Origin of the sequence: Halorubrum miltondacostae (assembly GCF_041379815.1) — an archaeon.
Classification (GTDB): Archaea; Halobacteriota; Halobacteria; order Halobacteriales; family Haloferacaceae; genus Halorubrum; species Halorubrum miltondacostae.
This window is the reverse complement of sequence record NZ_JBEDNY010000006.1, coordinates 79095-101648: the sequence shown is the minus strand read 5'-3', so window position 1 is coordinate 101648 and position 22554 is coordinate 79095. Positions and strand designations below refer to the sequence as shown.

Genomic DNA, 22554 nt, shown 5'->3' with positions numbered 1-22554 from the left:
GTGCCGATGAATAAAATAGGTGCCAGCCGCGTGGTGTTTACGGTTGTGCGTCAGTGTCGATATCGACGCCAGTGTACCGACTCAGGGCTCCTAGTTCGCCAAACTCGGGCATGTCCACCCAGTCGTACGCGAACCGTTCTGCGGCCGGGTACGCGTAGTTGATCATCGCGCAGTCCTCCCAGTTAGCCTCCTCCATCCGGATAAGCGCCTCTTCCCAGCGATCTCTGGCCTCGTCGTCCCGGGTCGAGTTCTCTTGCATCGTGTCCCACGCGTCGCGAGCAGTCTGTGACTGCTCCGTGTCGACCCAGTTGAGCGCGACAAGCGGGTTTCCACTGACACCCTCATTATCTGTCGAGCGGGTGTTCGGCGGGTACAGCAGCGCAAGCACGTTGAGCGGGTCCGCCCAAGACATTCCCCACTCACCAAGTCCAGCCGGCCGGTTGCCAGCGAACTCGCGGTCGAGCAGCGTCGAGAATGGGGCCGTGCTGATGGAGACCTCGATGTGCGCGGCCGAGAGGCGGTCCCGGAGGTCGTTGGAGATCTGCTCGTAGGTGGTGTCTTCGACGTTGAGAATCTCGAACTCGTACGGGTCGTCGTCGCTGTAGCCGGCCTCCTCCATGAGCAGGCGGGCCTCCTCAATGTTCGACTCGTTGTACCCGTACGGGTAGTTCTCGCGAGCGTGTTCCTCCGCCGCCTCCGGGCCGCCCGGGAAGAGGGTTGCGGGAGTCATGTGATACCCCGGTTCGACACGCCCTTTATAAGCGCTGCTGGCGATCTCCTCGTGGTCCATCACCCACGCGACGGCCTTCCGGGCTGGCTTGATCACTTGGTCGTTGTTGAACAGCATGAACTGCGTACTCAACCCGGATATCCGGAGGTAATCGACCATATCCCCGTTCTGTACGGGCCCGTACTCACCAACCTGAAGCCCGTTATCTCGTGTCTCATTGACCGTCGCCAACTCGGGATCATACTGGGCCGTCGGGATCGAGAACGAGTCGACGTTGCGGTTCATGGCGTAATTGTACTGGGCGTTGGTGTCTTCGATCACCTGCCAGTGAACACGATCGACGACTGGCTGTTCGCCGTGGTACTCGTCGAAGGCAGTCACTGCCATCTCCTCGCCAGACGTCCATGAGTCAAACTCGAAGGGGCCGGTTCCAACTGGGGACGTTGTGAACTCGTCGTACTCCATTTCACCGTCGTACCCCTCGATGTCACCGACGATCCCCTCTGGCAGAACGGCAAACGTCGCGTCTGACATGATGTCGAGCGCAGCGTAGTAGGGTGACGACAGCGTCACCTCGACCGTTCTGTCGTCAACAGCCTCGACAGCCATCGATCCGGGGACGTACTCTCCTTCTTCGTTTGTCTCGTGTTCGATCCCAAGGTCTGAGAGCAGCAGGAACGCCGACGAGGAGTCTGGAGAGGCTGCAACGCGTTCCCAAGAGTATACCACATCGTCAGCCCCGACCGAACTCCCGTTGTGGGCAACTACGTCTTCTGTGAGTGTGAAGGTGTACGTCAGTCCGTCATCAGAAATTTCGTACTCAGTCGCGAGCTGCTCAACGACGCCAGACTTTCCTTCCGGCTTTCCAACAACCCCGTCGAAAACTTGGAAGATGACCTCATTGGCGGATGAAAGGACATTTGCTGGCGGGTCGAACGTGTTGATTGACGCGTTCAACAGCCGTAGCGTTTTCTCGCCCTCGTCGGTCGTCTCAGCGTTGTCATCGCTGTCGCCTTCATCATCAGTCGTGTTTTCACCGTCGTCTAGCTCGTCTGGGACGTCCTCGTCGCTTCCTCCCGAACAGCCAGCAACGGCTGTCATCACTGCGATAGCGCCAGTTGACTGTAAGAACCTTCTTCTTGTGCGGTCCGAATCGGAATTCGGCATGGCTATGACAACTTTGGTAGGAATTTAAACCCCGCCGTGGATAGCCGTTTTTGGTGTAAGGAAAAGTATTATTACAGGAAATGGCTATACGATAGTCTAGCAAATGGGACGATGGGAGTATTTTCTCAAGCGCGTACTTTTGATGGTGCCGATTGTCTTTCTCGGCACAACAGTAACGTTTCTCATCCTTCGGGTGGGACCAATTGATCCCGCGGCCGCAATCATCGGACCAAGCGGCGACACGGAGGCGTATGCCGCTGTCAGGGATAGCCTTGGACTCGATCAACCGCTCTGGATTCAGTACGCGGAGTTCATGCGTGATCTCTTAACGCTTCAGTTAGGAGAATCATGGGTCGTGGTCCGCGGACAGTCAGTATGGGACCTCGTCGGAATCTACGGGCCTCGAACCATATGGCTTGGGTTCTGGTCTATTCTCATTCCGATTTTCATCGGGCTTCCGCTCGGGTTCTATGCTGGACTCAACCCGAACACGCTCGCTGACTACATTGCCTCTTTTGGCGGGATTGTCTGGCGAGCGATGCCCAACTTCTGGCTGGCCGTGATTTTCGTCAGCGTCCTCACTCAATCAGAGGCGCTGTTCGGGTTTAGTTGGGGAGACTGGCTTGTTGAAACACAGATCGTCACCCCACCTGATCTTTCACGGCTGTGGGAGCCAACACAGTTTCTTGGCGCGTTGAAAGCGATCCTTCCAGCAGCACTCGTTCTTGGCTCAGCCTCTATGGGCAATGAAATGCGCATTGGGCGGACGGCAGTGCTTGAAACAAAGAACGCGAACTATGTCGAGACGGCGAAGGCGAAGGGGGTGCCCGGGAGACTCGTCGTTTGGAAACATATGTTCCGGAACGCGCTCATCCCACTCGTTCCCGTCATTACCGGGGAGGCGTTTCTCCTCCTCGGCGGATCTGTGCTTGTCGAAACCGTGTTCGCAATCAACGGGCTTGGATATCTCTTTTTCCAGGCAACAATCAACGGGGACGTCCCACTTGTCGGGTCGCTAATGTTCCTGTTCATCCTGCTTTCGGTCGGGATCAACATTCTCCAAGACTTCCTGTACACTGTGATTGACCCACGTGTTGGATACGACGGGGGCGCATAATGGGAGCTGACACTGATGTCGGGTCGGGATCGACGCGCACTGGTGAGTTCCGGGAGGGGGAGAGCCGCCCTGAGGACGATAACGATCTGCCGCTGTCTGAACGGATTGCGAGGAATCCACGTCCCGCAGCGACGTGGGGCGCAGTCGTTGCCGTCCTCATCGCAGTCGAGTTTGGTGCGATCGTCAGTGGGGTGCTGTCAGTGCCTCCGTGGGGTTGGGTCGGCGGGCTGCTTCCAGGCGCTATCGACCCGCTTGCGGCTGGCCTTGCTACAGTCGCCGAGCGGGTCGCCGAGCTGCCGACGATTACCTCACGCTCCGTCATCGACAATACCGGATACCAAACGCCGAGTGGCTGGGAAGGCACAACGCTCGGCCTCTCTCCGGCATTGGCGTGGGCCCTCCGGGTGGGCGTGATTTACACGTACGCATTCATCTGGCTGCTCGTCGGATGGTGGGGGTACACGCTGTACCGGCGTCATTACCGGATCCCCGACTGGACGCCGCGTGATGACGTCGTGAACCGGTTCCGTCGACATTCGTGGGGGCTGTTTGGTCTTGCTGTCGTGTTTGCGTTTGTCGTCATGGCGCTGTTTGCGCCAGTGCTGGGCCCGACAACCGTTGATCAGAATATCGAGAACCCATATGAGAACCGCATCGACTACTACAACGAGGAGACGGGGGAAGTCGAATCGATCTTTGTCGGCGATGCCAACGGTGATACACAGTCTCGCGGCCAGGGCGACAACAACGTTGGACCGCTTGAATACGATCAGTACGACCGGTTCCACCCGTTCGGGACACTCCCAGATGGCAAAGACTTGTTCACCTTCATGGCGTCGGGAGCTCGGGTGTCCCTGCTTGTTGGACTTACGAGCCTCGGCATTGCCGGTGGGCTCGCGATGGTATTTGCGATGCTGACGGCGTACTACAAGGGGCTTGTTGACCTCGGAGTTGTCATAGCCGGCGACTCAATCCAGGCGATGCCTCAGCTATTGTTTATCATCCTTGCGTCGTTCGTCCTCTCAGACACATGGATCGCAGAGGTGTACAACGGCGGGCTTGTCCTGGCGATACTGTTCGGTATCACCGGCTGGCCGGCACTGTGGCGTGCCGTCCGTGGCCCGGCACTCCAAGTGTCGGAGCGTGAGTGGATCGACGCTGCGAAATCATACGGCCAGCGCCCCCGGGCGACGATGCAAAAGCACATGCTACCGTATGTTGTTGGCTACTTCCTCATCTACGCCTCCCTCTCACTCGGGGGCGTCATCATTGGGATTGCGGGGCTCTCATTCCTTGGCCTCGGGATCGAAGCACCGGTTCCAGAGTGGGGCCGGGCGGTGAGCGCGGGACAGCCGTATGTTGCCACGCAGTCATGGCACATCTCGCTCATCCCGGGCATACTCGTTGTGATTATCGTCACAGGATTCAACGCGCTTGGCGATGGGGTTCGAGATGCGATCGACCCAGAGAGTGACATCGGAGACGGTGGCAACGAAAGCGTCGCGGCTGGAGGTGGTGCCTGATGAGCCGACACGCAGGCAATGAGAATGTGCCGCTGAACACTGATGCGACATCGAGCCGTGACGTGGCGCTCGAAGTGAATGATCTACGCACAGTCTTTCACACTGAACACGAGCGAATCCACGCGGTCGACGGTGTCTCATTTGATATTCGACGCGGTGAAACCGTCGGCCTCGTCGGCGAGTCTGGGAGTGGGAAATCCGTGACTGCGCGGTCGATACTCGGACTCATTGAATCACCAGGTGAGATCGATTCGGCATCCACAATTCGGTTTGCGGGAGATGATATCACTGAGTACACCGAGTCGCAGTACGAGTCGATCCGCGGCGATGGGATCGCGATGGTCTTCCAAGACCCGCTTTCAACGCTGAATCCGGTCTACACCGTTGGGAATCAAATTAAGGAGGCACTGTCGCTCCATCAAGACCTCCGTGGCACTGCGGCGACAGAACGCGCAATCGAACTCCTCGAGGAAGTCGGGATTCCGGATGCGGCACGGCGAGTCACAGAGTACCCACACCAGTTCTCTGGTGGGATGCGCCAGCGGGCTGTGATCGCGATGGCACTCGCCTGTGCGCCGGAGGTATTGATTTGTGACGAGCCGACCACAGCGCTCGATGTCACGATTCAGGCGCAGATTATTGACCTCCTCATGGAGATTCAAGCAGAGCGCGACCTCAGCATCTTGTTCATCACTCACGATATGGGTGTCATCGCCGAGGTCGCAGACCGGGTCAACGTCATGTACGCCGGAGAGATAGTCGAGTCAGCACCTGTTGAACCGCTCTTTGCGGAGCCAAAGCATCCGTACACGCGCGGGCTCCTGCGAAGCATCCCCGGCACCCAGACGAGTGGGAATCGTCTCGAGACAATTGAAGGTGAGGTACCAACACCGAATGAACCCGCGAGCAGCTGTCGGTTCGCTCCGCGTTGCCCGAAGGCATTTGAGGACTGTGAGGCGGTCGCACCGGTCCCAACCGCTGTGGGTGACGACCCGGACCATGACGCGGCGTGTCTGCTCTATCCCGATTCAATGACAACCGATGAGGCAGTCGCTCACCACCGGTCCGCGGATGATGAGGGGGGGCAATGAGCGGCGACAGTTCTGAAGCCAACGAGACCAGCCCCACAATGAGTAATATCCCAGACATCGATAGCACTGGCACTGACGATGTGCTACTGTCGGTCCGTGAATTAAAGACGCATTATGAAGAACGATCGCTGTTTGGTGGTGACCCGGTCAGAGCCGTTGACGGTGTTAGTTTTGATGTGAGACGGGGTGAGACGCTCGGCCTCGTTGGCGAGTCAGGCTGCGGGAAGACAACTCTCGGCCGGACACTCGTCCGGCTTGAGGAGGCAACCGATGGCAACATCGTCATCGATGGGGACGACATCACCACGCTGTCGGGTGATGATCTTCAACGCTGGCGCCGCGACGCACAGATCGTCTTCCAAGACCCAGAATCGAGTCTCAATGACCGCCTAACCGTGGGCGAAATCATTCGAGAACCTCTAGATGTCCACGACTGGAAGACGCCCACTGAGCGTCGACAACGCGTCAGAAATCTTCTTGAACGGGTCGGTCTCCGTGAAGAGCACTATTACCGGTATCCGCACCAGTTTTCCGGTGGCCAACGCCAGCGTGTCGGGATCGCTCGGGCACTTGCGGTCGAGCCTGAATTCATTGTTCTCGACGAACCTGTGAGCGCGCTTGACGTGAGCGTCCAAGCACAGATTCTCAACCTCTTGATGGACCTGCAGGAGGAGCTTGATCTCACCTACCTGTTTATTGCTCACGACCTCTCTGTTGTCCGCCACATTTGTGACCGAGTTGCTGTCATGTATCTCGGGAAAATAATGGAATTTGGACCGACGGAGCAGCTGTTCCAAGACCCGGAGAATCCATACACTCGATCATTACTGTCGGCTGTTCCGACGCCAGACCCAACAGTCGAACGCGAACGGACGACGCTTCGCGGGACCCCGCCAAGTCCCCGTGACCCGCCCGATGGGTGTGTGTTCTCGACGCGTTGCCCAGCGAAGATTCGACCCGATGGTTTCGAAGAGCTCTCGGAGGATGACTGGGATGCGATCGAAGTGTTCCGCGAGGTGCTCCGCGAGCGTTCGCGAACAGATCCATCCCTCTCCGAGCGAGCCCGTGAGCTACTGGGGCTTGAGACGCGGCTCCCGGACGTTGATGAAGCCGCTGGTGAACTGTTCGACAGCCGGTCGTTCCCTTCAGATGTCCAAGAGCCAATTCAACAGTCCATCACGGCCGCCAACAACGGAGACGAGGAGCACGCGAGAGAGATCATCACCGCAGCACTCGGCAGTGTCTGCGATCATGAAGCGCCCTCGCTGCTGGAGACTGACCAATCTGACAGCGCTCGATCCAGCCGCTGCCATCGCCACCGAGAGGAGTATGCTGAACCAGACGCTAGTGGACCGTACAGCCCGGAGCCGTGAGCCCACTCGATCGATCTGTTGACTCAGTGTCGGACTTGAGCAGAGCTGGGATGATCGCCCGACAGGCACTGGACGCAATGGTGTATGCTCTCGTTGTCACTACGATAGCACTCGCTCTCGGCGGTGTGATTCGAATCAGCGGCGGAACGGCCGCGGATGTTGTGTTGTTCACCTTCGTCTCCGGAATCGTTGTTCTGGGCTACGCCACGTACAGCCTGCTTCCTGGAAGACCGTGGCGCATTGAGCACACTGACTCAGGGATGGAACTGATACGTCGTAACCGAACGCGGACTGTTGGAACTCGCGAGGTGACTCGGTTTCAAGCTGTGGTACAGTCGCTACCGCCTCTCAGATGGTACACAATTCCACCCGACGAGCGACTTTCCCCCGCGGCAAAGCTGTTTGTTGCCGGTGTCTGTATCTTGTTGATGTCGATCGGGATCGAAGCGGCGTTTATCTGGTAGCGACTGGCGATTGTAGTCCTGAGTTGGGTCAGACTTTTACAAGGCGCTCACTCCCGTAGGGACATGACACGTGACGGATCGACAGATGTTGACACAAAAGCTCGGGAGGCTTGGGAACGCACATTAGCGGATGCCGCTGATCTTGCCGAGCGTCGTGAGACAGCTGGGTGGACTGTTCTGTATACGCAGGCTAGCGAGACAACGGTCTCGACGAATTCTGATGGCAGTGAGCACGTATTCCGGTATCTCGTGCCCGATGATGCCGCCGATCAGATCAGTGATTGGGTCACAAACGGTAGTTTTCCGCAGTACGATGTCCACCGGGCCACAGAGGCTGGGACAGTCTTTCTTGTAATCGAACTGCTGGATCCTGAACAGGAGCGGTGTCTCCTCATTGCTGCGGCATATCCGCTCACTGCGATTGATGACGTTGGCGAGACAATTCGTGATGCTCCCCTTCAGACACGGGTCCGGCGGCTTGACGGCACTGTTGTCGCATCGTTCGAACATACTGACAGCGAGAAGTTCCTTCCGTCCGACACGGGCGGCTGGACTGGTCGCCAATGTTAAAGAGACTTGGGGGATGAACCCCACAGTACTCCGTTTGAGTACGTGTCGAAATAAACGCGTAGTTCAGTTACTGGTCCAGTTTCCGGCCGACGTGAACGACCTTGCGCGAACTGTCTGGTCCCCGACTGAGAATATAATTTTTGACTGTATCCGCAGCGACTTGCTCGTGTTCGGTAATCTTCGATTTCAATTGGGTGAACGATTCGCTCGCCTCCAACTAATATAGATTAGCACTCTCGGGTCACTCTGCGTTAGGTCACGTGGATTCAATTGACCCGTTGCCGCATTTGATACAACATGAAATAACCTGAACCCGCACACCCCTCACCGACGTCGGCTCCTATGTGCGAGCGCGATCAATTCATACAGCCAGTAAAATTATATAAAAATAAACAAGAACTAACACCATGGACTCCGCGCCCCCAGAGGACCGGCTTATGTTCAAGCCAGGGGGTATCGTGATAGCGGTCGTCGCGTTCATTTTTACACGCGGGACCGTCGCTGACTTATTGGTGACCGAAATGGGGTTTGCGATGGAAGCAGGAACGGTAGTTATCCTGACCATCGGGTTCAGCATCGTCTTATACGGGATTAACCTCGCGGTCAGTACCCGGGATCGGACGTACACCCGCACTATCCTTCTGTGGTTCCTCGCCGGTGCTGCGGCGATCGGACTCATTCTCAGACCGCTGGTTATGGCATCGTCGCCGGTGGATACTACTGCGGCACTCGCGTCCGTGGGAATCGTTGGCGGTGGTGCGGGGTTGCTTGTCGGAATTCGTGGGGCGGAGGCAGACCGCCAGCAGGCTATCGTTGACCGACAAATTGAGCAAGCGCGGCTTCTCAACCGGATCCTCAGACACGAGGTCCGGAACTCAATCACAATCTTGCGAGGGCACTCGGAACTTCTCTTTGAGGACGACGAGAACGGTAGCGGTCGGAGCCAGACGGCGATCACTGACGCGATCACTCGGATCGAGAGATCTGTCGACGAAACTCGATTCCTCACTGTCGACACTGTCGACGGGGGAAGCTCGCTTGGGCCGGTCCAGCTTGATGACGCGCTCCAGCGGCACACAGGGCGCACTAATCACACCGAATTGGCGGAGTCGGTCCCGTCGGTAACGGTTACGGCGGACCAACATATAGACCGGCTCCTTGATGAACTCGCGGCACTCCCCGGGTCGGCGACCGTCGAAGACGATTCACTCACAGTCGTTGCTCGGGACCGTTCTGTGGACCTGTCTGTGACTGCGCCTGGTCAGTGGCTTGGTTCCCGCGAACGCGAGGTACTTGTTGACGGCATCCCTGAACAGGAACGGAACGACGTGGATCACGGCGTCCCAGTCCTGCGGCTTCTCGCGGCCAGATACAATGGAGACGTCGAGGTCGACGCGACTGATGACGCGACAACCGTCCGTGTGCGGCTTCCACGGACCGACAGCACCGAATACGACGCGCCGGGCATCGCCAGTGGAACGCTCTGGCAGACGCTCGGGATCGGGCTGGCTGCCGGTATCGTTATGGGGGTATTCTTTCAGGAAACGACCGGCGCGCTCCCGGTGATCGGCGCTTTATACGGAGCGTCAGTCTCATCTGTGGGGTGGATCGCACATCTGTTCCACAGCGGGGTGTTCGCGACGCTGTTCACCGTCGTCTGGTCGAGGTCCGACAAACTCTCCAGCGGGTCGGTTGGTGCCACCGTCTCCGCGGGTGTTGCGTACGGACTCCTCCTATGGCTCGTCATGGCTGGAATAGTGATGAGCCTCTGGTTGAACGCCGTGGGAGTTATGACTCCACTTCCGAATCTCAACTTGGCCTCGCTCGTCGGTCATCTCTTGTGGGGCGGACTTGTCGGTGCTCTCTCGGCGACGCTCCCGCGGCTCCCTGACGGGCAAGCAATCTGAAAGCGCCTGTTAGCTGTAGTTGGTCGATGAGTGCCTTCGATTGATCGGAAGGTCCTAGCCAATCAAGACGCACAACGATTTCCGGACGTGTTTTTTCTAGTCCTCGGCCGCCAGCAGGCGTGCGCATTCGCGGGAGACACGTTCGGCGAGACGGGATTCGGTGCGGAGACCAACGTGATACAGGAACGAATGAACGTACTACTCGTCAGGGCGCAAGAACGATCGAATCCCGACTGGAGTGGAAAGTGATATCGCCCGCGACAGGGCTGTCGATGCCCGCAATCAAGCTCGCAGCAACCGCAGTGACCCCGCACATACAGCCGCCACGCTGGACGGCGACTCTTGAACTTCTCTTCCGTATCTGATCCAGACCTAATGTCTCTACACAGATACTGGATACGCCCGATTACATCGGCGGCAGGTTTTCTATAATAAGAGCCACGAGCAGCACCAACAAGACGAGGAGCAGCAGCACGGTGAGTTTCGCTCCGGGGGGAGCACAGCCCGCGCAGAACTGCGCGCGACGACTCCGGAGACGCGCTCCCGACCGGCTCGGGGCCACCACGGTCACGCCCTGCCCCCAGACCGAGACGAGTCCGGCCACTGGTCGACCCCGACAGCGCCGAGGTCGTTCGCGTCGGCCGCGGCCTGGTCTCCGGCGGTCGAGTTCCCCGTCGGGGCCGACCCGTTCGTCACCGGGTCCGGCGCGTCACTCGGCGGGCTCGACCCGTTCTCTTCTTTCGGGGCGGAGAGGTTCTCGTTCGCCGGAGCCGAGGTGTTCCCGCTCGTCGGAGCCGAGGCGTTCTCGTCCTCCGGGGCGGAGACGTTCCCATCTGTGGGGGCCGACACGTTCTCTCCGGTCTCCGTGCTATTCGCCGCGGGCGCGCTCCCGTTTATTGGTGCGGTCCCGTTCGCTGCGGGTTCGGTCCCGTTCGCTTCGGCCGCGATGCCGTTCTCCTCGCCAGTGTTCGTCTCGTTCCCGACGGGCGCGGTCGCCACGCCGAATCCGCTCCCGCTCGACTCGTCGATCTGCGCCAGCTCGGCGGGCGTCTCGAACGTCGTCGTCACGTCGGCCGTCGACGTCAGGAGGGCGACCGTCAGCCCACCGGAGAACGCGACTCCCCACACCAGCACGGCGAGCGCGAGGAGCGCGACGAATCCGCGGTTCGCGGCCATCAGCGTCCCTCCCCGACGCCGTCGGGCCGTGCGGGCGTCGTCGCGGCCGGACCCGACTCCGGCGCTTCAGTGGCCGTGCTCGGCTCCCGGGTCTCGATCTTCGCTCCGTCTTCGGTCATCTCGCGGTCCTCGGCCACCGTCTCGTCCGCTTCGCGCGTTTCGTTCTCTCCCCCGCGCTCGCTACCGTCGACGACCGCATTCGCAGCCGGTTCGGCCGCGTCCGCTTCGGCGTCCTCGTCGTCGTCGGGTTCACTTCGGTCGAGGACCCCGCTGGCCGGGATCCACGCCGCGAGCGCGCCGAGTAGGAGCGTCGACGCGCCGATCGCGACCGATATCGCGGCGGCCGTCCGGAGCTCGAGCGCGACGTACACCGCGTACGGGGCGAACGCGGCGAGCACCGCCGCCGCGCCGCCGACCGCGTCGACCGAGACTCCTCCGGACCCGTCCGTCTCCTCCGCCGCCTCCGTCGGTTCGGCCCTGGCCGCGGAACCGGTCTCCGCCGCCGGATCCTCACCGTCGCTCGGCCCGTCCACGGGATCGACGGGCATCGGGGGTTGCGGCTCCGAGTCGCCGCTCCCGCCGACGATCGACCAGATCTCCGTGACTGCGAGGAGGCCGAAGGGCAGCAGCACCAGTGTGACAAACCCGATCCGGGTGCCCGCGAACTGGATCACGTACCCGATGTACGGGATCGTCAGCGTCACCGCGCCGACGAGGCTTCCGGCAGGGACGAGCGCTGGGTCCGGCCCCTCGTTGGCGTCGCCCATCGTCTCGAACGCGAGCGTGCCTGCCTCGTCAACCACGCTCGTCACGCGGTGGGTCACTGGCACCTCGCTCGTGCCGCGGATGAACGTGATCACGTCACCCTCGGCGATCGCGGTCGGGTCGCGCTCGGCGACAATCACCACGTCGCCCGGGGCGATGCTGGGCGTCATACTCGCGGTGAGCACGACGAAGCTCTCGTCGGCCCCGACGATCCCGGGGGCCGCGTACACCGCGAACGGCGCGACGAGGGCGATTAACACGACGATCCCGAGTACGTTCGCCGCGCGTTTCGCCCGTGGTGATGTGAGTAGTTGAGTCATCAGTTCTCCTCCGTGCCGCACAGCGGTTCGCCGTCCGTGGTCGCGGCCGCGACGATCTCGTAGCGCCCACCGTAGACGTCGCCCACCCGGAGCGGGACCGAACAGCTCGTGTGGATGTTGACGCCCGCGTCGCTTCCGCCGTTTCCGTTACCGTTTCCGTTGCCGCCGCCGTTTGCGTTGCCGCTGCCGTCGGTACTCCCGTTCGCGTCGGTCTCGGAGTCGGTGCCCGTGCCGTCGTCGAGGTAGACGTTCGGACCGATCCATCCCGGGTCGCCGTTAGTCGGCGTGGCGGTCCCGTCGATCGTGAAGATCCCATCCGGGGCCACCTCGCCGTCGAACACGGTCGTCCCGCCGGTGCCGTTGCCGCCCGCGCCGCCGCCGGTGGCGACGACGACCACGGTCGCCGGTTCGTCGCCGAGGTATCGGAGCGTGAGCGCGCCGACCGCGACGCCGTTCTCGTCTTGGCAGGGGACGCACGCGGAGGCGCACTCGGTCCCCGCGTAGGGGTTCGACGCCGCCGCGTCCGCCTCGGCGACGTGCCGGCACTGCTCCGCGTACAGCCGGAGCGTCAGGTCGGTCGCCGTGCCACTCACGTCGGGCGAGTCGGCCGGGAGGTACGGGAACACCTCGACGCCGATCGGGTCGTCGTCGGGGCCGAGACACTCGGCGTCGATCCGCACCCCAGTCGCGAGATCGCGCTCGACCTCGGCGAGGGGACGGTAGCCGTCTGTCACGGACTCGCCGTCGACGACGACCTCGACCTCGAGGGTGCCCCTGAGGCGGTCGCCGTCCGGGCAGGGGGTCGCGAGCCACACCCGCACGGGGTTCGCCGAGGCCCCCACGTCGAACGTCTCGGGTCCAGGACGCTCGTCGAACGTCGTTCGGTCGACCGTCAGCGGGCCGAGCAAGACGGTCCCGTCTGTGGGGACGCCGTCGACCGTCAGTCCGACCTCGCCCGCGCCGAAGACGTTGTCCGGGAACCGCTCCCGGTCCGCGAGGTACGCGCCCGTTCCGAGGCCGCTCGCCATGCCGACGGCGCCGACGCCGCCGATCCCGGCGAGCAGCCGCCGCCGGCTCAGCCCGCTCGGGCGTCGTCCGTCGTCGCCGGGGCTCATGCGCCCCCTCCGTCGGCGTCGATCGACCCGCTCTCGGCGGATTCGTCGCTCATCTCGAAGGGGTTCCCCTCGGCGTCGCACTCGTCCGCGAGGAACTCCACGACGAAGTCGACCGCCCCGCCCTGCCCGGCGCTCCCGCCCTCGGCGTCGAACTCCCACGCGAAGATCAGGCAGCGCTGCTCGCCCGGTGCGAGGCAGCCGTCGCCGAGAACCCCCGGATGTAGCTCGATCCCGTCGGCGAGCGCCGAGCCGTCGATCTCGGCGAGCGTCCCGGCGGCGATCTCCTCGCCGGCGGCCGCGAACTCGCCCTCTGCGCCGCCGCAGCCGCCGACGCCGAGTATCCCGGTGTCGTACCGGACCGAGAGCGCGATCCGCTCCGCGAGCGCCGCGCTCGCGGCGTCGGCGCCGTTGAGGTCGGGATCGACGCGCAGCCACAGGCGCGCGGTGTCCTCGGGGTCCTCAAGTCGGAGCCCGACGCTGGCCGTTCCCGTGTCGTGCGGCAGCGCGTCGTCGACGTCGAAGAGCCGGATCCCGGCCGTCTCGACGTCGTCGACCGCGCCGACCGGGCTCGAACCGACGACCGTCCCGTTCTCCGTACGCCGCCAGCCGACGAGCAGATTCAGCGACGTGTCTGTCTGGGCGTACGTGTAGTCGGTGTACCCGTCCCAGTTGTCCGTTCCTGTCGGCCGTCCGGAGGCGGCTCCGAGCGCAGCGAAGCCGACGGCTCCGGCACCCGCGAGCGCTTCCCGCCGTGTGAATTTCGGTTCTTTTTGTGTCATCGTGTGTCGTTGCGGCTCCGGACGGCCGGTTCGTCGATACCCTCTCTCGTCGATACTTTGCTTACTCCCGTGACGGTCGTATGTATGGTCGTCCTACCCGGGCGGACCGGTGCGCGTACCCGACGGTACGAACGTCGTACCCGCTCGCGGTCGCCCGATCGGTCCGGCCGCCCGGCGAGGATCGGCCGTCGGCGCCGGAACGGGTTCGAACCTCAGGCCGCCTGCGACGGCCCGGCCCCGTCGTTGTGGCGCGCCTGCTCGGTGTGGAAGCCGAGGTCGAAGGCGAGCGTGTCGCCCTGGACCTCGTTGCCCACTTCGAGGGGCAGCTCCCATTCGAGCGCGACGCAGTGCATCACGCCGTCGCCGCGGAATGCGTCGCGGTCCGGGTCGTCCGTCGGGTCGTCGAGCTCGTTGTACAGGGTCGCGCGGTTGCCGTCGAGCGGGACCCCGTCCCCGTCGGCGAGTTCGGCGAGGACGTTCGCGAGCGTGTCCTCTATGATGATTTTCTCTTGGGTCGCCTGCGCCGCGAGGTTGCCGAACACCGTCGGGATGTTCAGCGGGTCGTCGAGGTCGTTGAAGAACAGCAGGTCGCCGCCCGCCCCGCCGGCGGGGCCGGCCATCGCGAGGAGCGTGCTGGCGCTGCCGTTCACGTTGATCGTGTAGATGTCGGTCGCGGGGCTGGGCGACGCCGCGCGGGCGTCGTCGGCCGCCGCGGTGGGCGAGGAGAACGTCGTCGAGCCCGTCCCGTTGAACGACTCCCCGTCGGAGAGGACGATGTTCCGCTTCTCCACGCCGCTCCGACCGTTCGTGTCGAGTTCGCCCTGCGCGTCGTCGACGCCCTCTCCGATGTACGTGCCCGTCGCGATGCCGCCGCCCGTGAACGGGTTCGGGTCGCCGTCGCCGTCGAACGGCGTCGAACTCGCGCCGCCGCTCACGACGTTCGCGAGCCTCTGTCGGAGGCCCGACAGCGCACCGTCGACCGCGGAGAGGTCGCTCGTCAGAGACTGTAAGATCCCGGTGCGGGGCTTGTTGTCGCCGCTCTTTTCGCCGTCGAAGTACGCGACGCCGACCTGAACGTCCGCGTTCGAGTTCTGGAGGAAGTCGATGAACTGCCGGGTGCCGAGCTCGACGAGGTCGATCTTCGTCGTCTCGGTGTAGGACGACCCGTTGATCGAGATGTCGTCGTCGCTGACGACGCCGCCGAACTGGTCGTACAGCATCGAGCCCGAGAAGTCGAGCGTCAGCATGATGTCGACCGGCTCGGCCGGGTCGTAGACGTTGTCGCAGTCCTCGTCGTACCAGAGGCGCGCCTCGATGGCGTCGCCGAGGTCGCCCGCGTTGTCCGGGTCGACGAGCAGCTCGGGCTCGGTGCCGGCGCCGCCGTCCTCGGAGATGTTCTCCGCCTGTATCCAGATGTAGCCGGGGTTGTCACAGAGGTGGAGCGAGAAGGTGATCTCGCCGGAGTCGCCGGGCTTCACGTCGGTGAGTTGGACGAGGCTCTCCATCTCCTCGCCCGTGACGGGGTCCGTCCCGAAGTCCGCCTCCGACAGCGGCGGGATGTTGTCGCAGGTCAGCACCGGGAGGTTCGCCCCATTGCTGTCCGCGTCGCTCTCGTCCGGGAAGTCGCTGTACGCGAATACCTCATCGTCGATCTCGACGGACTGCTCGCCGTCGCCGTTGTGGTCCGGGTGCGCGCTGACGAAGGTCTGGCCTTCGCCGAAGTCGTACGTCTGCTGCCAGTCGACGAGGAGGTCGAGCTGGCCGGCGGTGAGGCTGTTCCCCTCGAACGACTCGGTGTCGTTGAAGTACGCGGTTGTCCCGAGGCCCGCGCCCGCGGAGGCCACGCCGACCGCGCCGAGCCCCGCCAGCACGGTCCGCCGCGAGAGTCCGATGGTGTCGATGTTGTCGTTGTCTGCCATGATTGTGATTCCCCGAAGGGAGTCCCACCGACGGAGTCGAACCGTCGCCCCGGCCGCCCGCGCGGGTCCGGAATGGGAGACTGCGGTCACGCCGCCCGAAGCGGCGGCGTATTCAGCGCATCAGTCGCTGAACTCGACCGCGTTGCTGCTGTCGTAGAAGTCCGGCCCAACCGCGGGGTCGGCGTTGACCTTCGCGATCGGCCCCTCGCCGCCGGTGCTGCCGTACCCGAGCAGGCGGAACGTCGAGCCGATCTCGCTGTTCGGAACCCCGAACACGATCGTGTTCCCGACCTTCGACGCGACGAAGCCCGCCGGGAGCGATTCGGTCGCGCCGTAGCTCCCGCCGTTGTTCGGTTGGTAGCCGAATGGGTCGTCGGGGAACGCGGCGTTCGGCTGCCAGATGAGCTGCCAGTCGTGCGTGCCGTCCGCGTCCGCGTCGACGATGACGGGGAGATTCGTACTGGAGTAGTCTCCCGTGTCCAGGAAGTCCACGCCGTCACCGTCGTCGACGAAGGTGAAGCTCAGGACTGTCTGGGTCTGACCGAAGGAGACGCTGGTGTAGACGCTCCCGTCGGTGGGGTTGCCCAGCGTCTGCCCCTTCCAGTCGTTGTCGTACGCCGTGACGACGGTGTCGTCGACGCAGGGATTGTTCGTCCCGTCGCTGTGCCGCGACTGCTCCGCGAAGAACTCGAAGTCGAAGACGACCGAGTCCGTCTGGATCTCGTTGCCAACGCTGGTGGGGACGACCCACTCGACGCAGACGCAATGCTCGGCGACGTTCGGCTCCTCGTCGAGGAACGGCTCAGTGACACCTTCGAAGGGCGCCTGACCGCCGATCGAGGCCCCGCCGTCACCGTCGCCGGACAGGGGAACGCCCGCCTGAAGGGCCAGCATCACGTCCGCCAGCGAGCCGGAGACGATCTCGTCGCCGACGACGGATTCGCCGTCCTCGTCGGTACAGTACGAGACGGTCACCTCCATCGCGTCGGCGAGCTCGCCCATGCCGTCGCCGGGGTCGCCGCCGCTCGAGTCAGCGTCTGCCTCGGGCTCCGTCTGTCCGTTCTCGTCGTTCGCGGTCAGCTCGCCGCACATCCACATGTACGCTGGGTTGTCGACGATGGAGAAGCAGAACTCACCCTCGCCGGAGTCGCCGGGCTTCAGGTCGGAGACCTGAATGCTGAGTGGCTCGCCCTCGCCGCCGCCCACGACGTTGCCGTCGATGAAGGTGCCGTCGGGGGTAGAGTAGCTCGCGTAGCTGCCCTGGTCCTCGGAGTAGTCGACGTGGACGAACAGGTCGAGCTCGCCGGCCGTGAGGGTGTTGTCCTCAAACGTCTCCGTGTCGTTGAAGTACGCCGTCGTTCCCAGCCCTGCGCCCGCGGAGGCGACGCCGACCGCCCCGAGTCCGACCAGCATCTTGCGCCGCGAGAGTCCGATTTTGTCGTCGTTCATGATGTGTTGTCCCCAATGGGGAACGCCCGGCGGCGGTCGCGAACCGCCGTGTCGGCCACCCGAAAGTGCCGAACCGGGAACCGGGCGCGTCGCCCGGGGGCGAGCGGGGAGATCCCGCTCGAAGTCTCGTGTTTAGCTCGAGTTGCCGACGCTGGTGCTGTTCGCCTCAGTTCCGTTGAACGTCACCTGCGGGTTGTCGTTGTGCCGCGACTGCTCGGCGTACACGCCGATGTCGAAGCTCACGGAGTCGGTCTGGATCTCGTTGCCGACCTCGGCCGGGAGCGTCCACTCGAAGCCGACGCACTGCGTGGTCGCACCTGGGTACGGCTGCCGGCCCTCCTCCTCCCGGTTGCCGTCGAGGGCGACGCCCTCGGCGAGTTCGGCGAAGACCTCGGTCATCGTCCCCTCGGCGATCTTCTGTTCGCCCTCCAGCACGATCTGCGCGATCTCGGCGTAGACGGTGTCGAGGTCGGCCGGATCGGGCGCGAAGAACGCGTCGCCGGGCGACGACGAGATGTCAGTCACGAGGCTCGTGTCGACGCTGCTGCCGAGCCCGATCCCGAAGATGCGGGTGCCGGCGTTCTTGGCCGCGGTGGCGGCCGTCCGCGCGTCGCCGATGTTCTCGAAGCCGTCGGTCAAAACGATCATGACCTTCGACGCGCCGGGCGTCGCGTTCGCGCCGCTCGTGAGTTCGGTCTGCGCGAGGTCGATCCCGCCCGCGACGTTCGTGCTGCCGGTCGCGGTGTAGTTGTTGATCGCAGTCTGGACAGCTGAGTAGTTGGTCGTCAGCTCTTGGTCGAGCGACGTGCCGCTGCTGAAGGAGATCGCCGCCGCTTCGTCCGGCACAGATAGGTTGCCGACGAAGCTCGTCGCGGCCGACTTCAGCGCTGTGAGGTTCGCGCCGCTCATCGAGCCGGACGTGTCGCTAACGAGTGCGACCTCCAGCTCCTGTTGTTCGCCCGTGCCCGTGGGCTCGAAGACGTTGTCGCAGTCTTCGTCGTACCAGACGCAGACTTGGATGGCGTCGGCGAGTTCGCCCATACCGTCGGTGTCCTCGCCCTCGTCGCCCAGTTCGGGCTCGGACTGACCGTTCTCTAGGTTCTCCGTGATCTCGCCCGCGAGGTACACGTACGCGGGGTTGTCACAGATGTGGAGACTGATCGTCACTTCGCCGGAGTCGCCAGGCTTCACATCGTCGAGCGTGAACACCGGGATCCCGTCGCCGTTGATGAGGAACTGGTCCGCCTCGGGCGAACAGAAGTCGAACGCCCTACCCTCGCCCTGAACGAGGTCCTCCCACGCCTCCATGTCACCGGGCGTGGGCGCCTGCCCGAGTAGGTACCGCCCGTCACCGAGGTCCTCGGCGTCCGGGTAGCCCATGTCGACGACGTCGTCGAGACGCCCGGGGCCGCCCAGGTACGTCGACTTGTAGTCCAGCTTCAGATCCAGTTCGCCCGCGGTGAGCGTGTTGCCCTCGAACGTCTCCGTGTCGTTGAAGTACGCCGTAGTACCGAGTCCCGCACCCGCGGAGGCCACGCCAACGGCCCCGAGGCCAGCGAGCACCTTGCGTCGCGAGAGTCCGATCGTGTCGTTCGTGTCTTGGCTCATGATTTTCCCCGACCCGCCCCCACACCCCGTTGGCTAAGCCGAATCGGTTACTACCCACTCCACGAGACACCCACCTAGTTACGCGCTCCCACCCCACGGTCGAACGGACGATTCCAGCCGGTAGAACGCCTCACGCCGCGATTCAAACGTCTCGTTCGACTGGCGGTCCGGGACCCTTCCCCGGAGCTTTTTGCCGGTAGCTGCCTCCTACCTCCGTCCGCGAGGGCGGCACGGAGACCGTACTTCTCGGGTCGGATCCGACAGGGACCCCGTACTCTCGGACGTCGAGCGGGCGGCTCCCCGACTAACGAGCACATACATATACCCCCGCCCGACGCAGGGGGCGACAACACTCGGGGGCCGCCGAGCGCGGCCGCCCGGAGGCCACTCTATGAAACTCCGTAACGACGTCCTTCCGGCCAAACAGGTGTACGCGATCCTCGCGAACGAGCGCCGGCGGCGCGCCATCGAACAGCTCGGCTCCGTCGGCGGGACGGTCTCGGTCAACGAGCTGTCGACGCTCGTCGCCATCCGAGAGACCGGCGAGCGCCCGCCGCCGACGCGCTGCCGCGAGAGCGTGTACACGTCGCTGGTCCAGACGCACCTGCCGAAGCTGGCGGACGCGGGCGTGATCACGTATGACCGCGAGTCGCAGACGATCGAGCTCTCGCGGCGTGCCAGCGACATCCGGCTCTACACGGAGATCCTCGCGCCCGGCGGCGCGACGTGGTCGGAGCTGTACCGCGCGCTCGCGATGGTGTCGCTGCTCGTCGTGCTCGCCGCGCTCCTCGAGGCCCCGCTCGTGTCGGCGGTCGACCCCGTGTTGTGGACCAGCCTCGCGCTCGGCGCGCTCGCCCTCGCCAGCGCCGCGCAGCTGTGGGTCAACCGCTTTTCCGTGCTGCGACAGCTCCGGTTGCGGTGAACTGGATCGAAAAACGAACGGCGCGGCCACTTCCCTTCGCCGACCGCCTTCTCCTCTACGTCCTCTCTACCGACCGGCTCGCTCTCCCTCGTCCGACTGCTCGTTCCCAGCCGCGAGCGACGCCGGGAGTCGCAGCTCGAACAGTCGCGCGTCACAGCCCGCGCAGCGGCCGGCGATCACGTCGTAGCTGGAACAGCAGGACTCGACGACGCCCTCCTCGAGGGCCACGTCGCCCGCGCAGGTGGGACAGTCCTCGACGAACAGCCGGAGGGCGCCGAGGACCGCGCTCCGGTCCGCGAGCGACAGCTCCGTCCAGCCCTCGCGGGTCGCCGTCAGCACGCGGTCGGCCGCCGCATCGGCCCGGAACGCCGGACGCGACTCCCAGTGACCGATCCGCTCGTCGCCGGCGTACGCGAACCCCGCTCCCCCGTGCCAGTCGATAGAGAGCTCGTCCCGGTCGAGCCCGGTGAGCACCGCGAGCGCGGCGAGGTCGTCGTAACCCTCCCTCGCCCCCTCCGCGGGCGTCGCACCGGGTCCCCCGTCGGCCGCCGCCCGCCACGCCGCGGCGAAGTCGGGGGCGAACGCGAAGTCATCGCCCGCGGCCGTCTCGACGAGCACGTCGGCGTCGAGGAGGTACGCCTCGGGGTCTATCTCGCCCGTCGCCGCGCCGTCGACGCCGCCCGACGCCTTGCCGAACAGCGCGAGCACCCGCTCCGGGAAGTAGCGCTTCGTGAGTTCGGGTGTCCCGGGGACGAGGTAGCCGCGGAGCCAGATGGCCGCGAGCGACGCGCCGAACCCGACCGCGCCGAGCAGCGGCGCGCCGACGGCGGCTACTACGGCGGCCCCGACCGCGGCGATGACGACGTTGACGACCGTACAGGGGAGACACCGGTTCGCGCCGACGTACTCCGGCCGCCCGAGGCGACCGACCGCGGCGCGCGCGGGTTCCTGGAGGCGGCCAACGACCGTTTCTCGTGACGCGTTCATACTCCTCGGACGGTGCGCACCGACCTATGTATGGGCCGCCTACCGCGTCCGACGCGGACTCTCCGGCTCACAAAATCGTTACAACGCCCGGACAAATCCACCTGTGTCGCCGTGCTGAAATGTGTCGAAGACGCCAAGAACGCCCGAAATACGGCGAGCGAGAACACTTCTGTCCGAATGAATCTTCCGAGACCAGCTCTAGGGATTACAATGCGAAGTGATATATCCCCCCGTGGTAACCGTGCTCTCATTCGGCATGTATGACCTATGACACCACAACTCGCCAAGCAAGCGGCGTCGTCGGACACCGACGGTGAGGGCCCCTCGCGCGACGAGGTCTTCACCGCGCTGAGCAACCGGCGGCGTCGCAACGTGATCAAGTTCCTGAAAGCCAGCGGTACCGAGGCGCGCGTCAGGGACATCGCCGAGCAGCTGGCCGCATGGGAGAACGACGTCGAGATTCCCGCGGTGACGTACAAGCAGCGCAAGCGCGTGTACACCGCGCTCCACCAGTCGCACCTGCCGAAGCTGGCCGCGAGCGGGTTCATCGACTACGAGTCGGACCGGGGGCTGGTGTCGCTCACCGAGGAGAGCCGGCAGCTGGAAGTGTACCTCGAGATCGTGTCGGAGAACGAGATCCTCTGGGGCGAGTACTACGCCGGGCTCGCCGTCGTGTGCGGGCTACTGGCGGTGGCGGGGTGGACCGGTACCGCCCCATTCGACACGGTCTCCGGATACTCGTACGCGGCGCTCTTCGCGCTCCTGTTCGGCGCGTCCGGGCTCGTCCACCGGACGTCGACAAAGCGGAACCGGCTCGGGTGACAACCCTCTCTCCCCCAGACCCGGTCGCGCTGACACCCGCCGGGTTTTAGCCGCGCACGGTGGGTGTACAGACATATGGCACTGCGGATCGTCGGGGAGTCCCTCGATCCCACAGAAGTCTTCCCACGGCTCTGCTGAAATCCTATTATTCAGACACCTTCTCGTCTGAAACAGCCGGTCGGCGAAGAGCGTCTATCGGCCGAAAAGATTCCTGCCAATTTCCGGTGATGTCCATAGCCTCGTGCTGAATACACAGCGCGTATCGGTCACTGGTCTCCCCGCTGAGAAATGGGATTAGGGATCGCTCAATACAGAGAACTCACAGGCCGTCCAGTACGGCCCACAGGATGTTACTGTCCGGGTAAGGCTGTAACCTATCGTCTAGTTCATATTTGATGCTATCTTATGTTCTAAACGACAGCATGTACGAGGTGTTAACGTCAACCATTATCGGGTCGATCGCTGAGCACAAGAGTGTTGATCCGAGTGATCTAGACATTGTAGTTGCCGATTATATCGATCTAGCTGCCGTAGAGAAGCTCGCAAGTCATGATAACAGCACATGGAGTCTCCAATTCGAACTTCCAAATAATACTGTAACTGTACATAGTGATGGTAGAATCCTCGTTGATGATCAAGTAAGGCAAAATTGGATATCCGATTGAGCAACACGCAGGTACGTTGTAGTGGTTGGTTCAGTATTCAAACGGAGAAAATAGCGCACGTCCTGTGCTGTCTGTGTCCTCTGTA

19 protein-coding genes are annotated in these 22554 nt (G+C 63.4%); 10 read left to right on the top strand and 9 right to left on the bottom strand.

The genetic code is table 11. The annotated features are described in order from the left end of the window. Positions 1-37: 37 nt before the first annotated feature. Positions 38-1831 carry an ABC transporter substrate-binding protein gene (locus ABNG04_RS14965; protein WP_371163188.1) on the bottom strand — a complete coding sequence of 598 codons (1794 nt, stop codon included), beginning with the start codon at positions 1829-1831 and terminating at the stop codon, positions 38-40. A 169-nt stretch (positions 1832-2000) separates the two neighbouring features. Between ABNG04_RS14965 and ABNG04_RS14960 the strand changes: the two genes are divergently transcribed. The 7 genes from ABNG04_RS14960 to ABNG04_RS14930 all read left to right on the top strand — a co-directional run bounded on the left by ABNG04_RS14960 (position 2001) and on the right by ABNG04_RS14930 (position 9942). Further along, on the top strand, positions 2001-3014 hold the full coding sequence (locus tag ABNG04_RS14960; protein WP_371163187.1) for an ABC transporter permease: 1014 nt from the start codon (positions 2001-2003) through the stop codon (positions 3012-3014). Further along, positions 3014-4537, top strand: coding sequence for an ABC transporter permease (locus tag ABNG04_RS14955; protein WP_371163186.1), 1524 nt, complete (start codon positions 3014-3016; stop codon positions 4535-4537). The genes ABNG04_RS14960 and ABNG04_RS14955 overlap by 1 nt, the downstream gene beginning before the upstream one ends. Next, a complete protein-coding gene (locus tag ABNG04_RS14950) occupies positions 4537-5628 on the top strand; it encodes an ABC transporter ATP-binding protein (RefSeq protein WP_371163185.1) in 1092 nt (363 codons plus the stop codon). The genes ABNG04_RS14955 and ABNG04_RS14950 overlap by 1 nt, the downstream gene beginning before the upstream one ends. Before the next feature lie 38 nt (positions 5629-5666). Continuing rightward, the gene (locus ABNG04_RS14945) at positions 5667-7001 is read left to right on the top strand and encodes an ABC transporter ATP-binding protein (RefSeq protein WP_371163283.1); all 1335 of its coding nucleotides are present in this window, start codon (positions 5667-5669) and stop codon (positions 6999-7001) included. 50 nt (positions 7002-7051) lie between these two features. Further along, positions 7052-7465, top strand: coding sequence for a DUF7555 family protein (locus tag ABNG04_RS14940; RefSeq protein WP_371163184.1), 414 nt, complete (start codon positions 7052-7054; stop codon positions 7463-7465). A 63-nt stretch (positions 7466-7528) separates the two neighbouring features. Then, positions 7529-8035, top strand: a complete 507-nt coding sequence (locus tag ABNG04_RS14935) for a DUF7529 family protein (RefSeq protein WP_371163183.1) — start codon at positions 7529-7531, stop codon at positions 8033-8035. Positions 8036-8442: 407 nt separating this feature from the next. Further along, positions 8443-9942: a histidine kinase gene (locus tag ABNG04_RS14930; protein ID WP_371163182.1), complete on the top strand. Its 1500-nt coding sequence runs from the start codon at positions 8443-8445 to the stop codon at positions 9940-9942. Positions 9943-10509: 567 nt separating this feature from the next. On the opposite strand, the gene ABNG04_RS14925 is transcribed toward ABNG04_RS14930, so the two are convergent. The 7 genes from ABNG04_RS14925 to ABNG04_RS14895 form a co-directional block, all read right to left on the bottom strand. After that, positions 10510-11118 (bottom strand): hypothetical protein, encoded by a 609-nt coding sequence (locus ABNG04_RS14925; protein WP_371163181.1) that lies wholly within the window; start codon positions 11116-11118, stop codon positions 10510-10512. Then, positions 11118-12203 (bottom strand): signal peptidase I, encoded by a 1086-nt coding sequence (locus tag ABNG04_RS14920; RefSeq protein ID WP_371163180.1) that lies wholly within the window; start codon positions 12201-12203, stop codon positions 11118-11120. Before ABNG04_RS14920 ends, ABNG04_RS14925 begins: the two co-directional genes overlap by 1 nt. After that, positions 12203-13318 carry a DUF7467 domain-containing protein gene (locus ABNG04_RS14915; protein ID WP_371163179.1) on the bottom strand — a complete coding sequence of 372 codons (1116 nt, stop codon included), beginning with the start codon at positions 13316-13318 and terminating at the stop codon, positions 12203-12205. Before ABNG04_RS14915 ends, ABNG04_RS14920 begins: the two co-directional genes overlap by 1 nt. Next, complete coding sequence (locus ABNG04_RS14910) at positions 13315-14097, bottom strand: hypothetical protein (protein WP_371163178.1); 783 nt, start codon at positions 14095-14097, stop codon at positions 13315-13317. The genes ABNG04_RS14915 and ABNG04_RS14910 overlap by 4 nt, the downstream gene beginning before the upstream one ends. A gap of 212 nt (positions 14098-14309) precedes the next feature. Continuing rightward, positions 14310-16016: a vWA domain-containing protein gene (locus ABNG04_RS14905; protein ID WP_371163177.1), complete on the bottom strand. Its 1707-nt coding sequence runs from the start codon at positions 16014-16016 to the stop codon at positions 14310-14312. Positions 16017-16136: 120 nt separating this feature from the next. Next, complete coding sequence (locus ABNG04_RS14900; RefSeq protein WP_371163176.1) at positions 16137-17465, bottom strand: SipW-dependent-type signal peptide-containing protein; 1329 nt, start codon at positions 17463-17465, stop codon at positions 16137-16139. A gap of 132 nt (positions 17466-17597) precedes the next feature. Next, positions 17598-19073 (bottom strand): vWA domain-containing protein, encoded by a 1476-nt coding sequence (locus tag ABNG04_RS14895; RefSeq protein ID WP_371163175.1) that lies wholly within the window; start codon positions 19071-19073, stop codon positions 17598-17600. A gap of 391 nt (positions 19074-19464) precedes the next feature. On the opposite strand from ABNG04_RS14895, the gene ABNG04_RS14890 reads away from it, so the two are divergent. Next, positions 19465-19995 (top strand): DUF7344 domain-containing protein, encoded by a 531-nt coding sequence (locus tag ABNG04_RS14890; RefSeq protein WP_371163174.1) that lies wholly within the window; start codon positions 19465-19467, stop codon positions 19993-19995. A gap of 66 nt (positions 19996-20061) precedes the next feature. Here ABNG04_RS14890 and ABNG04_RS14885 read toward each other — a convergent pair whose 3' ends face one another. Further along, positions 20062-20982 (bottom strand): DUF8054 domain-containing protein, encoded by a 921-nt coding sequence (locus tag ABNG04_RS14885; protein ID WP_371163173.1) that lies wholly within the window; start codon positions 20980-20982, stop codon positions 20062-20064. A 267-nt stretch (positions 20983-21249) separates the two neighbouring features. On the opposite strand from ABNG04_RS14885, the gene ABNG04_RS14880 reads away from it, so the two are divergent. Continuing rightward, positions 21250-21804, top strand: coding sequence for a DUF7344 domain-containing protein (locus ABNG04_RS14880; protein ID WP_371163172.1), 555 nt, complete (start codon positions 21250-21252; stop codon positions 21802-21804). 422 nt (positions 21805-22226) lie between these two features. After that, a complete protein-coding gene (locus ABNG04_RS14875; RefSeq protein WP_371163171.1) occupies positions 22227-22469 on the top strand; it encodes a HalOD1 output domain-containing protein in 243 nt (80 codons plus the stop codon). Positions 22470-22554 lie beyond the last annotated feature (85 nt).